The following is a 14,632-nucleotide window of genomic DNA, read 5'->3' as shown; positions in this document are numbered from 1 at the left end:
TCTTCCCGTACGCGCATTTCGTTGCAATGTAGTGCTGGAGTTTTCTGATGGCTTTCGATGCGTCTCCTTCTTGGAGCGGCTTCAATTACCAAGGTAAGGTCGCTCTCTACTACGCCCTAAGGCTGATAAACGCAAAGCCTGTAGGCGCAGATCTGTCGAGTTACAGCTTGATGCTTGAGTCCACTGAGGACTTCGAGATCCAGCACGATGGAGATCCCGTCTCTTTCCATCAAGTCAAAGCATATAACTCTAGCACTTACAGTGACTACTCCGATGCTCTGTTCGGGATTATCCTGGAACTATGCAAGCAACCAGGCGTTACCGGGCTAATCCACACTTGGAAGTTAATAAACCCCAAGCCTGGCTTTCAGAACCTGACAACATCGATAAGAGATGACCTGAACACCATTCTCGCTCAGTACCAAAATACAAATCCCAAGATTGGGAGTACGGTGCTCGAAAAGGCCGTTTCCAATGAAACAAGTATTCCTAAGCAAGCAGCCAGATTAAGGGCCGCCTTCAAGGGTAAGACCGCAGATCAGTTATACGCGCATTTAGACTCGATCCTGAATGGCAAAAATAACGCTCTAGCCAGACTTGATTCTTATCAATATGACGATGGCAACAGGTTCTGCAGCCTAGACAACATCAACACCAAGATAAAGTCGGAAATCTCTAACGCACTGACTATCAGAGAGACCATTGTCACATCTGAGCATCTGGAAAAAATCTTCCACTGTTTCCTAGGGATGATCGACCAATACATCATCCATCGGCACAAGACCAAACAGCAAGGCACGAAAATCCCAATAACCTTTGAGGAGATAGTTCGAGCCCTTGACGTCGACCATGAAGATATTGGCAAAGAATACCTAGCCTGTAAATTTAAAGAAAAATTTGCCTATTTGATCGATGAATACATGGGCGACCAAGACGACTATGCAGATCCAGGCCAAGGCGAACAGTGCAATCTAAAAGAAGCAAAAAAACTTCTACTAGGCTTAAGCGCCACGGATCTATGGTCGCACTATCGAGGCTTCTCGCCTCAAATTTATCTTGATCATACTAACAACACGGAAAATGCCTTTGCAACAAACCTAGAAGGCATTCGACATGTGCTTATAAAAGCTCTACACGCCATCAACTTTCAGCGCGCCTCGCATAACGAGGTCAAGTATAAGTTTACGTATCGCACAACAACGCCGCCGCATCAGCATTACCTACCAACCACCATTACAAATGCAGCACGGGTTAGCCAGACAAAAAGAAAAATCATAGACAATCCGAGCATGAGCGAGATACTATTCGAAGTTGAAAATCTTATATACGGCGGTTTGGAATCTCACTCATTCTCGCCCACATTGATGGTGCATACAGAGGCTCCGAAACCAGAAAACGCAGACCCCCGCTCTAAAAGAGACGAAGTCTTGAATTTTATAACCCTAGTCCCTATAGCGACTGCGAAGGATGAATTGGCATAATGATAAGTATCATCAATAACATCTTATCCAGCAATGGTTATAAACAGGTCGACATGGAGACTTCTCTCGATAATGACTCCATCTACCTTTTCTGCCCATCCGAGAGAAGCAAGCGGGAAGAGTACTTCGTCACTATACAGCTCCAAACGCAATCCGACGCAGCGGCACAGAAGATACTAGAAGAGAAAGCGCAAGAGCTATTCGAGGCAATCAGCAACTCGGGAAAAGTAGACCGGCCCTTCGAGAAGAACTGCACCATGCTTATCTGCCACGAAGAGGAAGGGATCAGCAGGCAAACAATACTTGCCCTCGAAGAAGATCAGTATAATTTTAAGAAGAACGTTATCACCTACACCCCAGGGGACCTCGCAACTCTAAAAGCCCACCTCTCAGAGGGCGGGATAAAGAAAATAACCAATGACGCCATAAATGAGATAATCAATTCAGAAGGCGGAAGAAACTTTCTGGCATTTAAGGGCAATCACCCGAACAGTAAAGGCTACTATTCGCTCACACTAAAGACTGCACTCAAGTTGCCATTTATTACTTACAGCCCGCAGGAACAGCAACTCACCAACTTGAGTAGCGAGATCGAGAACTCTCTCAGCCCACATCAATCTTCGATCTACAGTCAATTGATGGAATCTGAGGCAGAATGGACTGATGATAATATCCATCATCAAGTCGCGAAAATTTGGGGAGGCTTGGCATGATCCACCTCAACAAAATCACACTCAAGAACTTCAAAATATTTGGTGGCGAGCCATACACCATCAGCTTTGAGGACAGCAATCTCGTTCTGCTTGATGGGCCAAATGGATATGGAAAGACATCAGTCTTCGATGCTATTGAGCTAGGCCTTACAGGAAATATCACTCGTCTTATTTCTCTTGAGAACCGTCAAAACCCAGCCGACATAGTTGTTGCGCATAACGGCGCAGAAAACGTTGAGATCATTCTGGAATTCAAAAATAAAGACTCTAAGCTAAAAATATTTCAAAGAAAACTAAAGACTCAAATTCCCAATATATCCAAGAGAATCTCTAGATTCGCAGAGCTTTGGGAGCTCAACGAAATCATAGATGGGAAATCCTTCCCAACGCACCAGAATGCACTGGAGCAATACTTTGATAGCCAGAACTTCCCGCGAGACTTCTTGCTATTTCATTACGTGCAGCAAGAAGAAACCGCTAGGTTCCTGAAGACGAACAACGAAACCCAAAGGGCTGAAGAGCTTGCACAACTGTTTGGCAATACGCGGGAAGCAGATGAGCGACTTAGTAAGCTAGCAGATATTTCTCGCAAGGTTGCAGCTTCCAAAAGAAGCGTCACGTCGCGGATCGAGAGCATTAAATATCTGTATAAAATCGATGATAATACCAGCATCGCAGCCGGAGACATCGAGCCACACGTTTATGCTTTCCCATGGCTAGCCAAGGCCAATAAGAGTCCCTTCTGGGACGCAATTACGATTTCGGAGTTAAATCAGGAGAAACTTAACAGCTCCTTGGTAGAGATCAACTACACTAAGAGTCTTCTTGCGCATCAGCACTTTTTCGTAAGAAGCCGCCGATTTGAAAATGCCGCTCTCCAGCGAGAGGTGCTTGAACTCTATATTGGTTACTATAATTCGATAAATGATCATGATCTGCACATCACTAGGAGCAGCACGTATCAATTAATCCGGCAGTCCTATACGACGCTTAAAAGTGGTGACTCGAAACTAATTCGCACCATTAATAGCTTTGAGACCATCTTCCAAGCCTTGACCCTCGGAAGCAGCGCCGCATTTGAAACTGCCCTCCAAACACTCATCGAAGAGGAGAACAAAGCGAGTGGTTTGAGCTCCATTTACTCCGAGCTCCTCAATCACCACGATGCCATGTCTGCCGGACTTCAGAAGGTGCCAAACGAGGCTGCCTGCTTGCTTTGCGGGCACGACTATAAGACTCATGATGCGCTGGCTCACGCCATTGCTCAGCATGGCCATCTAATTCGCTCACAACTCTCAGGGCAGGATCGGCAACTGGTGGCGGCGAGGGATTCTTTCAACACGATTCATCTCTCTCCCTTGCTCCAGACCTGTGCCACTTATCTCGAGCGGACGGCGGCTTCCACCCAAGAGGACTTACTCGCACTATCTAAAGCGCTAGCTGCAAAAGAGCGCTTTGAGAAGCTCAGAAAATGGCTACTGTCGGAACGCATTGAGCATGATGACTTGCTTGCAACGACGTTTCCGGTTCAAGGCGGATATAACTACATTGCCGAGGCGACCGGAAACTTATGTGAGCGGATACGCTCGGCAATCGGTGCAGCACCAGAGGGCTATTACGAAGCCAACGGCGCCAATGTATTTGAAAGAATTTATAGGGATTATTTCAACGGCGAACAGGACAAGTTGGCTCTGGTGAGCATCGACCTGCTAGATAAGAAAGAGATCTACATCAAGAGCCTCTATTTCAACTCGCTGAAGGAGATATCCGAAGAGCTCGCCAAGCTGCTGAAACAGTATGAAAATTTAGAGCGTGCTGCATCAGACGTGGGTGAGCTCATAACAATAGTTCGGACTCAGATCCGGCAGTACCGGAAAAAGCTGATCACCGACATCGAGATTCCCTTCTACATTTACTCCGGTAAGATCCTCCAGACCCATCAGGCTGGGCTTGGCCATGGCATATTCATCAAAGACCCAACGGGTGAAGATGAGCTGAAGAACGTGCGCCTCGTTTCCAACTGGGAAAGCGACCACGATATTCTCAACACCATGAGCTCCGGGCAGATTTCCGCTGTAGTCATCGCTTTGACTCTGGCACTGCATCGGGTCTACTCTACTAAGTTTTCTAGCATTCTCATCGATGACCCTGTCCAGACTATGGACGACATTAACATGGCCTCTCTGGTCGAGGTGCTGCGTAACGACTTCAGCGAGAAGCAGATCATCCTGTCCACGCATGAGGACAAAGTAGCTAGGTACTTCACCTACAAGTATTTGAAGCACAGCGAGAACGTCAAAATCATCAACCTTATGCAAAGGAAAGAGTACGTTCCAAGCAACAAATATCTCTACAGATCGGAAAGCGCCAGCTAATTCCCGCCCGACAGAGTGGTTAGGCGATCAAGTTGCTTAAGCTTCTATTCTATTTGATCGGCACTTTCGGTGCGATTTCTATCGGCCACGTTCGGTCTAATAATGGCACAGAGCGTCCGCTTTTAGCTTTCTTGCTTCTCGCAACCGGTCGCTTTGGGTCGACTCCAGCCTTTCACGACTGTCAGCCCCGACCCAAAGCGGTTATCCACATGCGTGTCGGCTGGAATGTGTGCCGGTCTCTGACGCGACCGCGCGATCTGGCTATACGTTGACCTACTGACTGGATCCTGCGGCGCTAATGTCGAACGGCATCAAAAGGATAGTCCTCTATACGATAAATCAAGGCTTTCGACCAGTAGCGTTCTTACCAGCCCTCAGGCAGAGCCAGCCCAAGCTTTGCGAGCTCTTCCTTCAGCTTATCCCGCTGCCGTTCTGCTTCCGCCATGCGCTCCTGCTCGCTTCCCTCATAGTTAGTGTGCAGCCAAGCCGATGGGATAGGAAGCATGCCCACTGTTATGGAGGCTCTGTCGCTCTGGATGTGCTGATGAATTCGTCGAATGGTCGAGAACTGACCGCGCTCAGGAACGCCCGCGCCTTCCACTTCTCCCACTTTGCTGAGCACCAAGCGCATTGCGGGCGACTGATACAGCCGCAGTTGCAGCGACATCGAACGCCCTACGTTGCGGGGGATACCATTCAACGACCAAAACGTGTCCAGTGCAGACATGACGCCCGCAACACAAGTCGCCACACGAACAGGTGCGGGCTCATATCGGGTACTTCCGGTCTCGAAATACGTCTTTCCTAATAGGCCGATTGCCGCGCCAATCGCCTCCACGCGCGCACCCGTCTCCTTCCCGCCGGGTAACCCGGTCACCATGTCTTGTATCTTGTCGCCAATCGTCATTGCCACCATGGCTACCTTAGTGCCGAAGAAGTCTGCCCATACTTCAAGAGCCTTGGTGTCTTGGTTGGACTCATCTCGAAACCCGCCATGCACGTTGAGTAGGTGTGCTGTCTCGTGGCCCAGAACCAGGAGTATGAACATCATCCTCTCTAGGCTGTCGACCTCACATTCCGCGAGGTCAGTGCTGATCAGGATGCGTCCACTGTCTGCACTGCCTCTATATGCTGTGCGCGTGCCTTGCACAGAGATATTCATCACAAAGCCTGCCGTCGGGTAGAAGAATCCCTCTATGTCAGACTTGAATGCGTCAATTACGTCTCTTCCCTTTAGCACTTCTTCGATCCATTACTTATTTCCCCAATCTAATAGTATCAAAATCGATTCCCGTACATGTTGAGGTTTGAAGATGCTTCCTTGGCGGGGGTCTGCTTAGGCGGAATCATTACTGCGAGTCAGCTAAAATGAATGCGGTTCCCCAGAGGAGTTGCAACCCACGTTGCGGCGCTCCATGGCGAGCGCGAGGCGTTTCTTGCTCACAAGATTCAATCAGGCTTGGGCTGTCTCCATGACTTTGGCGTGGATGTCCGCTTCTGGCCGTATACAGCCGTTCCCTCCCCAAGCCATAGCCTCTCCCATACCTGGTCGGCACATCTATTATTGCCACCCGCAGAACCACAATCTCCCCCACTGCTAACCGCAATAGCTGCGGCTTGAGTAGTGCGGATTCGTTTTTTGGAATCTGGTGTTGGCGGGTATTGTGCTGCTGGCCCTCGCCCCAACCCTCTCCCGCACGCGGGAAAGGGCGCCGGGCGTGCCTTGTGGGTCGAGCGCCTCGCTCGGGCGCAGCCTGGAGCGATGTCTACCCTCCCCTAGCTCCGGGAATCTGGAATTCGGCCCCCAGCCCAGGCAACCAGAAGCACCGGAAACGCGCCCTGAATGATTTCAGATTCGCGCCGAAACCTTCGAAAGCCGTTTCCTCGCACCCGACAGCCGCCGAGGCTGCCCTGCGGCTTTCGCTGCGCAACGGCTAGTCGCCTACTTGCACCGGTCGCTCAGCCTGACCAGCGATGCGCCGTACACCGCGTCGTCTTCGGAAGCGAAGATCGCGTCGCCTTCGACGGAGGCGCCCGGCTTGAGGGTATCGGCGGTGAGTTCCTCGTCCACGGTATCCAGCCTGAAGGACTGGCCGGCGGCGGACTGCGCCACCAGGCAGCTGTTCTTCAGGCTGATCTCGCTCTTCGCCGCATTCACCAGGCGGACCTTGAAGGCCTGGGTGCGGAAGTGCTTGTCGCCGACGGATACGCTGCCCTTGTCGCCCTGGCGGGCGAAGACCATCACTGCGTCCGGCGCGGCGGCGAAGCCGAGGGAAGGAGCGGCCAGCAGGCCGGCCAGGGTCAGGGCCATTGCGTTCTTCATACTGATTTCCTTTGGCAAAGACTGAACGACCCGGTGATTTTCCGTGGGTCTTTTCGCCGCGATCAAGCGCAGTGCCAAGGAATGCGGGGCGCCTCGTGTTCTGCAAGTCGGAGGGTTTCCAGCGGAACTTTTCCCGCAACCGTGCTTCCAGGCGAAAACCGCTCGCTACGCGGAGCGCCGGTCTTCGGCCCCACACGATCCTCGCGCCCGCCAGGCTGTCCTCGAACGCTTGCAACCGAAGGCCAGGCGCTCGGCCAAGGCGCTGGCGGCGCAGAAGCTGTCGCCGGAGGGATGGCCGAGGATCAGGCGGACGTTCTTCGGTGGCATGTCGCGTTCGACTCCGCTGCGGGTGGCGAGCGGAGTCTGCGCTCGCCACCTTGTGGGAGAGTCACGACCGGGCGCCGTCCCGGTTGCGCCTCACTTGAACAGGCTCGACACCACCCGCGCCACGTGCTCGGCGCCCTTGCTGATCTCCTGCATGATGCCGGCCACGGTGGTGATCTGGTTGTTGTTCTCCTGGGCGCTGGACTCGATGGTCTGCATGTTGTGGTTGATCTGCTGGGTCAGCTTGACGTTCTCGGTGACCACGTTCTTGATCTCCACCGTGGCGCCGCTGGTGCGCGCCGCCAGTTGCCGCACCTCGTCGGCGACCACCGCGAAGCCGCGCCCCATGTCGCCGGCGCGAGCCGCCTCGATGGCGGCGTTGAGGGCCAGCAGGTTGGTCTGTTCGGCGACACTCTGGATGGTGGTGACGATGTTCTCGATGTCCTTGGTCTGGTGGGTGAGCTGGGAAATCAGGCCGACGGCGGTGTTGACCATCGACAGGGTCTTGGCCGACAGGGCGACGGACTGGTCGAGGGAGTCGATGCCGCGGGTGGAAATCTGCGCGGTCTCTTCCGCGGTGGAGAACGACAGCTCGGCGGCGCGCCGTACTTCCTCGTTGCGATTGACCTGTTCGGTAACGTCGATGGCGAACTTGATGACCTTGATTATCCGCCCCGAACCGTCCTTGACCGGGTTGTAGGTGGCTTCGATATGTACCCGCTCACCGGCGGCTGTGCGGCGCTCGAAATGCCCGCGGGAGAATTCGCCGTGCCGCAACCGGGCCCAGAAATCCGGGTTCTCCCGATAGAACTCGTCGAAGCAGAGCATGCGGTGGTGCTGGCCCTTGAGCGACTTGAGGCTGTAGCCGAAGAGACGCAGGAAGTTTTCGTTGGCATCGAGTATCTCGCCGTCCGGGGTGAACTCGATGACGGCCATGGACTGGCGTATGGAGTCGTTGATCGCGTTGAGCAGGAGCAGTTCGGAATGGTTGCGGGTCACGTCGGCGGCGATCTTCAGCACCTCGACGACCGCCCCTTCGGCATTCTTCACCGGGAAATAGGTGGCCTCCAGCCAGATCGGCGACCCGTCGCGTCGCAGGCGCTTGAACACACCGCGCTGGGGCGTGCCGCTGGCCAGTTCCTTCCAGAAGCGCACGTAGGCGGCAGAGGCCTGGTAGTCCTCTTCGCAGAAGATCCGGTGGTGCTTGCCGACCAGTTCGTCCGCCGAATAGCCGACCGCCGCGAGGAACAGCGGGTTGGCGGACAGTATCTGGCCATCGGGAGTGAATCGGATGGTGGCGACGTTCTGCCCGATGGCCTCGAGTCGCCACGCTACATCTTCATCCTTGGCGGCGCTTTCGACCGCCCTGCTTTTTCTGCCGAAGAGCATCGCGCACGACTCCTTGATGGCACCTGTCCATCGCGAGGGAGTGGAGAACCGGAGATAGTCGTCCTGCCGCTATACGCCAGTGTAGATCGGGCCCGGCAACTTTCCTCGGCGCTCGCGGCACCGTCCGTCCCCTGCCGGGCGGGGCCCCGCGCCCGCGCCATCAGCCAGGCGCGAGCCACGCAAGCGCCGGCCCGCGCTATGATCGCTACGCCCTGCCGATCGCGGTGGCCAAGGCCGGCATTGGCCAGAGGCGCCCGGCCTGACCGCGCTTCGACCTCGCGCCGTCGTCCCCCGACCCCCACCTCCAGGAGGAAGCACATGGCAACCGATCTCTACGCGCTGGCCGAACAGGTCGAGGACGAAGCGGGTTACCTGCGCTTCCTCGCCGCGCTGGCGGCGGACTGGGAGGAAGACCGCCGCCTCGCCGCCGCCAACCCGCCGAAACCGTTCGGCCCCAGCCCGCTGGGTTGGGAGAACGGCAGCATCGGTGGCTTCCTCGATGCCGCCGCGACCTGGGGCGAGGACTCCCGCGACGGCCTGCCGGGCTATTCCAGGCCGGAGAATGCCTGGCGGCGCGCGGCGCAACTGATGCTGGCGGGCAAGTTCTATGAATGACTTCAAGTCCGCCCTGGCGCCCTTCCCGCCCGGCTACCCGAGGGGCTTGCCGGGCAACCGGCGGCAGGTGCCGATACTGCATCGCGACGCAGACTTCCTCCTGCGCGCGCTGCAACCCGACGATTTCGTCCGGACCAGCCGCTACGAGAACGCCAACCGCGAGCACCTGGCGCCGTGGGAGCCGCTGCGCGACCCGGGGTATTTTTCCGTGGACAACGCCCGCGCCCGCACCCTGCTACAGGTGGCGAGCATGGACGAAGGCGAGGCGCTTCTCCTGCTGTTGCTCGATCCCGACGACGGCGAGGTGCTGGGGCGCTGCAGCTACACCAACATCGTCCGCGGGGTATTCCAGGCCTGCCACCTGGGCTTTTCCCTGGCCGCTGCGGCTCAGGGCCGCGGCCTGATGGCGCGTGCCCTGCGGGTAGCCAACCGGTATTGCTTCGAGCAGCTCAGCCTGCACCGGATCATGGCCAGCCACCTGCCGCGCAACGCACGCAGCGAGCGCCTGCTGGAAAGCCTCGGCTTCGAGAGGGAGGGCTACGCCCGCGCCTACCTGAAGATCGCCGGGGTCTGGGAAGACCATGTGCTACGGGCGCTGGTGGACGCTCCGCGCTGAACCGACGTGCAAACGCGGAACGGGACGCCAGGCGTCCCGTTCCGCTCACCAGGCCTACCGGTCAGCCGCGGGCGAGGTCGCCACGCAGTTCGCGGGCGGCGGCGACCATGTTCACCAGCGCTGCCTCGGTTTCCGGCCAGGCGCGGGTCTTCAGGCCGCAGTCCGGGTTGACCCAGAGCCGCTCGGCGGGTATCCGCCGGGCTGCCTTGCGCAGCAGCGCGACGATCTCTTCCCGGCTCGGCACGCGCGGCGAATGGATGTCGTAGACGCCCGGACCGATCTCGTTCGGGTAGTCGAACTGCTCGAAGGCCTCCAGCAGCTCCATGTCCGAACGCGAGGTCTCGATGGTGATCACGTCGGCGTCCATGGCGGCGATGGACTCGATCACATCGTTGAACTCGCTGTAGCACATGTGCGTATGGATCTGGGTTTCGTCGCGGACTCCGGAGGCGCACAGGCGGAAGGCCTCGGTGGCCCACTCCAGGTAGTGCGGCCAGGCGTTGCGGCGCAGCGGCAGGCCTTCGCGGAAAGCCGCCTCGTCGATCTGCACGATCCTGATGCCGGCCGCCTCCAGGTCGACCACTTCGTCGCGGATCGCCAGGGCCAACTGGCGCGCCTGCACCTCGCGAGACACGTCCTCGCGCGGGAAGGACCACATCAGCATGGTCACCGGGCCGGTCAGCATGCCCTTCATCACCTTGTCGGTAAGGCTCTGGGCGTACCTGATCCACTCCACGGTCATGGCCCGCGGACGGCTCAGGTCGCCATAGATCACCGCCGGCTTCACGCAGCGCGAGCCGTAGCTCTGCACCCAGCCAAAGCGGGTGAAGACGTAGCCGTCCAGTTGCTCGGCGAAGTACTCGACCATGTCGTTGCGCTCGGCTTCGCCGTGCACCAGCACGTCCAGCCCCAGTTGTTCCTGGATCTGCACCGCATGGCGGATCTCGCTGTGCATCGCCTCGATGTACTCGGCCTCGCTCAGCTTGCCCTGCTTGAACGACTGGCGGGCCAGGCGGATCGACGAGGTCTGCGGGAAGGAGCCGATGGTGGTGGTCGGGAACGCCGGCAGGTCGAGCCCGGCACGCTGCCTGGCGATGCGTTCGGCGAACGGCGAGCGGCGCTGGGCGTCGCTTGCCTTGATCGCGGCCAGGCGCGCCTGCACGGCCGGCTTGTGGATTCGCGGCGAGGAAGCGCGGCTGGCCTGGACCGCACGGCTCTCTTCCAGGGCGGCAAGCACCTCGGCGGCTTCCGGCTCAGTGGCGGCACGGGCCAGCACCGCGACTTCGCGGCACTTCTGCACGGCGAAGGCCAGCCAGCTCTTCAGCTCGGCGTCCAGCCCGTCTTCGCGTTCCAGGTCCACCGGGCTGTGCAGCAGCGAGCAGGACGGCGCGACCCACAGCCGCTCGCCCAGGCGCTCCCGGGCATGGCGCACCACCTCCAGGGCTTTTTCCAGGTCGCAGCGCCAGACGTTGCGCCCGTTGACCAGGCCCAGCGAGACGACCTTGTAGGCCGGCAGGCGGTCGAGGATGCTCGGATACTGTTCCGGCGCTCGCACCAGGTCGATGTGCAGGCCGTCCACCGGGAGGTTGGCGGCCAGGCCCAGGTTGTCTTCCAGGCCGCCGAAGTAGGTGGCGACCAGCTTCTTCAGCGGCTCGCTCTGTAGCAGATTGTAGGCGCGCTCGAAGGCATTCTTCCATGCCTGCGGCAGGTCGAGGACCAGGATCGGCTCGTCAATCTGCACCCACTCCACGCCCTGGCCGGCGAGACGACGCAAGATCTGGCCGTAGAGCGGCAGCAGGCGGTCCAGCAGGTCGAGCCTGTCGAACTCGGCGCCCTTGGCCTTGCCCAGCCACAGGTAGGTCAGCGGACCGATCAGCACCGGCTTCACCTGGTGGCCGAGGGCCCTGGCCTCGTCGACCTCCTCGAACAGTTGTTCCCAGCTCAGCTGGAACTGCTGGTCGGCGCTGAACTCGGGGACCAGGTAGTGATAGTTGGTGTCGAACCACTTGGTCATTTCCTGGGCATGGGCACCGCCGCAACAACTGTCGTCGCTGACGCCACGGGCCATGCCGAACAGGGTATGCAGGGTCGGCCCGGCCTCGCCGTGCGCCCGGAAGCGCTCGGGGATCACGCCGAAGGTCAGCGAATGGGTCAGCACCTGGTCATACCAGGCGAAATCGCCGACCGGCAGCAACTGGATGCCGGCGTCCTTCTGTACCTGCCAGTGGGCGGCGCGCAGCTGCCGGCCGACGGCCCGCAGGCCGGCCTCGTCCAGCTCGCCCTTCCAGAACGCTTCCTGGGCTTTTTTCAGTTCGCGATCGCGTCCGATGCGTGGGAAGCCGAGAGTGTGGGCCAGGGCCATGGGTGTTCCTCCAGTCGAAAGGTCGATGGAGGGATTCTCGGGAGACTCATGCCATGAGACAAACTCAATTTCTTCGTGATGAAATCAAGTTTCCCTCATGATCATCCTCGCACCCTGACCTCGGCGCCCTCCTCACTTGCGCTTGCGGATCGCCATGCGCCGAGGCTTGAGGCCGCCAGCCGCGGCAGCGCCGGCCTCGCCGTCGACCACGGGCTGCATCCTGGCTCGCGCCGCGTGCAGCTTCTTGTAGCTGTCGATCAGCCGCAGGTGCCGGTCGAGCCCTTCCAGCTTCATGCTGGTCGGCGTCAGGCCGAAGAAGCGCACGCTGCCGTCCACCGAGCCCAGCGCGGCGTCCATCCGCGCGTCGCCGAACATGCGGCGAAAATTGGCCTCGTAGTCGGCGATCTCCAGCTCGTCGTCGAGGACGACCTCCAGCACCACGTTCAGCGCCTGGTAGAACAGGCCGCGCTCGACGCTGTTGTCGTTGTACTGGAGGAACGCCTCCACGCCTTCCTTGGCGTCTTCGAAGCGCTTCAGGGCGAGGCCGATGAGCACTTTCAGCTCGAGGATGGTCAGTTGGCCCCAGACCGTGTTGTCGTCGAACTCGACGCCGATCAGCGTGGTGATGTCGGTGTAGTCGTCCACCTCGCAGTCTTCCAGGCGCTCCAGCAACGCCCCGAGCGCTGCGTCGTCGAGGCGGTGCAGGTTGAGGATGTCCTCGCGGAACGCCAGGGCCTTGTTGGTGTTGTCCCAGATCAGGTCTTCCACCGGATAGATTTCCGAGTAGCCCGGCACCAGGATCCGGCAGGCCGTAGCGCCGAGGTGCTCGTACACCGCCATGTAGACCTGCTTGCCCATGGTTTCGAGGATGCCGAACAGGGTCGCGGCTTCCTCGGCGTTGGCAGCCTCGCCCTGCCGGGTGAAGTCCCACTCGACGAACGGGAAATCGGCCTTGGCGCTGAAGAAGCGCCAGGACACCACGCCGCTGGAATCGATGAAATGCTCGACGAAGTTGTTCGGCTCGGTCAGCGCATGGCTTTCGAAGGTCGGCTGGGGCAGGTCGTTCAGGCCTTCGAAGCTGCGCCCCTGGAGCAGTTCGGTCAGGCTGCGCTCCAGGGCCACCTCGAAGCTCGGGTGGGCGCCGAAGGAAGCGAACACGCCGCCGGTGCGCGGATTCATCAGGGTCACGCACATCACCGGGAATTCGCCGCCCAGCGAGGCGTCCTTGACCAGTACCGGGAAGCCCTGCTCTTCCAGGCCGCGGATCCCGGCGAGGATGCCCGGGTACTTGGCCAGCACCTCCGGCGGCACGTCCGGCAGCGCCAGTTCGCCTTCGAGGATTTGCCGCTTGACCGCACGCTCGAAGATCTCCGACAGGCACTGCACCTGCGCTTCGGCCAGGGTATTACCGGCGCTCATGCCGTTGCTGAGGTAGAGGTTCTCGATCAGGTTGGAGGGGAAATACACCACCTGGCCGTCGGACTGGCGCACGAAGGGCAAGGCGCAGATACCGCGCTGCACATTGCCCGAGTTGGTGTCGTACAGGTGCGAGCCGCGCAGCTCGCCGTCGGGGTCGTAGATCGCCAGGCAATGGCCGTCGAGCAGTCCCAGCGGCAGCGCATCGTCGCGGCCGGGCTTGAACCAGCGTTCGTCCGGGTAATGGACGAACGCCGCATTGGCGATCTCTTCTCCCCAGTACTGGTCGTTGTAGAAGAAGTTGCAGTTCAGCCGCTCGATGAATTCGCCCAGCGCCGAGGCCAGCGCGCTTTCCTTGCTCGCGCCCTTGCCGTTGGTGAAGCACATCGGCGACTGCGCATCGCGGATGTGCAGCGACCAGACGTTGGGCACGATGTTGCGCCAGGAGGCGATCTCGATCTTCATGCCGAGGCCGGCGAGGATGGCCGACAGGTTGGCGATGGTCTGCTCCAGCGGCAGGTCCTTGCCCGGGATGCGCGTGCAGCCGGCGGCATCGGTGCCGGGCATCAGCAGCGCCTGGGCGTCGGCATCGAGGTTGTCGACCTCCTCGATGACGAACTCGGGCCCGGTCTGCACCACCTTCTTCACCGTGCAGCGGTCGATGGAGCGGAGGATGCCCTGGCGGTCCTTCTCCGAGATGTCGGCCGGCAGTTCCACCTGGATCTTGAAGATCTGCCGGTAGCGGTTCTCCGGGTCGACGATGTTGTTCTGCGACAGACGTATGTTGTCGGTGGGGATGTTGCGCGTCTGGCAGTACAGCTTGACGAAGTAGGCGGCACACAGCGCCGACGACGCCAGGAAGTAGTCGAACGGCCCCGGCGCGGAGCCGTCGCCCTTGTAGCGAATCGGCTGGTCGGCGATCACCGTGAAATCATCGAACCTGGCTTCCAGTCGAAGGTTATCGAGAAAATTGACCTTTACTTCCACGGCGAGCACCAAGAGAAACGGAAACCGGCCA

9 protein-coding genes and 2 pseudogenes are annotated in these 14,632 nt (G+C 58.7%); 5 read left to right on the top strand and 6 right to left on the bottom strand.

The window, feature by feature from the left end; translation table 11 throughout:
• The first annotated feature begins 47 nt into the window (after positions 1-47).
• The 3 genes from HMPREF2914_RS06855 to HMPREF2914_RS06845 are packed head-to-tail and all read left to right on the top strand — an operon-like array spanning position 48 to position 4,569.
• On the top strand, positions 48-1,481 hold the full coding sequence (locus tag HMPREF2914_RS06855) for an ABC-three component system protein (RefSeq protein ID WP_023091908.1): 1,434 nt from the start codon (positions 48-50) through the stop codon (positions 1,479-1,481).
• Positions 1,481-2,194 carry an ABC-three component system middle component 1 gene (locus tag HMPREF2914_RS06850; protein ID WP_023091909.1) on the top strand — a complete coding sequence of 238 codons (714 nt, stop codon included), beginning with the start codon at positions 1,481-1,483 and terminating at the stop codon, positions 2,192-2,194. The genes HMPREF2914_RS06855 and HMPREF2914_RS06850 overlap by 1 nt, the downstream gene beginning before the upstream one ends.
• Complete coding sequence (locus tag HMPREF2914_RS06845; protein ID WP_023091910.1) at positions 2,191-4,569, top strand: AAA family ATPase; 2,379 nt, start codon at positions 2,191-2,193, stop codon at positions 4,567-4,569. The genes HMPREF2914_RS06850 and HMPREF2914_RS06845 overlap by 4 nt, the downstream gene beginning before the upstream one ends.
• A 364-nt stretch (positions 4,570-4,933) precedes the next feature.
• Here the strand turns inward: HMPREF2914_RS06845 and HMPREF2914_RS06840 are convergent, their stop codons facing one another.
• The 4 genes and pseudogenes from HMPREF2914_RS06840 to HMPREF2914_RS33115 all read right to left on the bottom strand — a co-directional run.
• On the bottom strand, positions 4,934-5,809 hold the full coding sequence (locus HMPREF2914_RS06840; protein ID WP_023980447.1) for a M48 family metalloprotease: 876 nt from the start codon (positions 5,807-5,809) through the stop codon (positions 4,934-4,936).
• Positions 5,810-6,511: 702 nt separating this feature from the next.
• On the bottom strand, positions 6,512-6,892 hold the full coding sequence (locus HMPREF2914_RS06835) for a DUF4354 family protein (protein ID WP_003114920.1): 381 nt from the start codon (positions 6,890-6,892) through the stop codon (positions 6,512-6,514).
• 417 nt (positions 6,893-7,309) lie between these two features.
• Positions 7,310-7,654: pseudogene (locus HMPREF2914_RS33120) on the bottom strand (methyl-accepting chemotaxis protein); the annotation flags it as partial.
• Between the two features lie 183 nt (positions 7,655-7,837).
• A pseudogene (locus HMPREF2914_RS33115) lies at positions 7,838-8,605 on the bottom strand (PAS domain-containing protein); the annotation flags it as partial.
• Between the two features lie 318 nt (positions 8,606-8,923).
• Here HMPREF2914_RS33115 and HMPREF2914_RS06825 point away from each other — a divergent pair.
• Both HMPREF2914_RS06825 and HMPREF2914_RS06820 read left to right on the top strand, forming a co-directional pair.
• Complete coding sequence (locus HMPREF2914_RS06825; protein ID WP_003088248.1) at positions 8,924-9,220, top strand: DUF7660 family protein; 297 nt, start codon at positions 8,924-8,926, stop codon at positions 9,218-9,220.
• Positions 9,221-9,266: 46 nt separating this feature from the next.
• The gene (locus HMPREF2914_RS06820; protein WP_073668196.1) at positions 9,267-9,836 is read left to right on the top strand and encodes a GNAT family N-acetyltransferase; all 570 of its coding nucleotides are present in this window, start codon (positions 9,267-9,269) and stop codon (positions 9,834-9,836) included.
• 61 nt (positions 9,837-9,897) lie between these two features.
• Here HMPREF2914_RS06820 and metE read toward each other — a convergent pair whose 3' ends face one another.
• On the bottom strand, positions 9,898-12,198 hold the full coding sequence (gene metE / locus HMPREF2914_RS06815) for a 5-methyltetrahydropteroyltriglutamate--homocysteine S-methyltransferase (RefSeq protein ID WP_003139809.1): 2,301 nt from the start codon (positions 12,196-12,198) through the stop codon (positions 9,898-9,900).
• Positions 12,199-12,330: 132 nt separating this feature from the next.
• Positions 12,331-14,601, bottom strand: coding sequence for an OsmC domain/YcaO domain-containing protein (locus tag HMPREF2914_RS06810; RefSeq protein ID WP_031687608.1), 2,271 nt, complete (start codon positions 14,599-14,601; stop codon positions 12,331-12,333).
• Positions 14,602-14,632 lie beyond the last annotated feature (31 nt).

The organism is Pseudomonas sp. HMSC067G02 (assembly GCF_001813485.1).
Taxonomy (GTDB): domain Bacteria; phylum Pseudomonadota; class Gammaproteobacteria; order Pseudomonadales; family Pseudomonadaceae; genus Pseudomonas; species Pseudomonas aeruginosa.
Note: the sequence above shows the minus strand (reverse complement) of the source record. Positions and strands in the feature narration are given on the sequence as shown.

Coding starts and splice junctions, on each gene's coding strand:
- HMPREF2914_RS06845 (WP_023091910.1), top strand. CDS start 2,191: ATGATCCACCTCAACAAAATCACACTCAAGAACTTCAAAATATTTGGT.
- HMPREF2914_RS06855 (WP_023091908.1), top strand. CDS start 48: ATGGCTTTCGATGCGTCTCCTTCTTGGAGCGGCTTCAATTACCAAGGT.
- metE (WP_003139809.1), bottom strand. CDS start 12,198: ATGGCCCTGGCCCACACTCTCGGCTTCCCACGCATCGGACGCGATCGC.
- HMPREF2914_RS06825 (WP_003088248.1), top strand. CDS start 8,924: ATGGCAACCGATCTCTACGCGCTGGCCGAACAGGTCGAGGACGAAGCG.
- HMPREF2914_RS06850 (WP_023091909.1), top strand. CDS start 1,481: ATGATAAGTATCATCAATAACATCTTATCCAGCAATGGTTATAAACAG.
- HMPREF2914_RS06835 (WP_003114920.1), bottom strand. CDS start 6,892: ATGAAGAACGCAATGGCCCTGACCCTGGCCGGCCTGCTGGCCGCTCCT.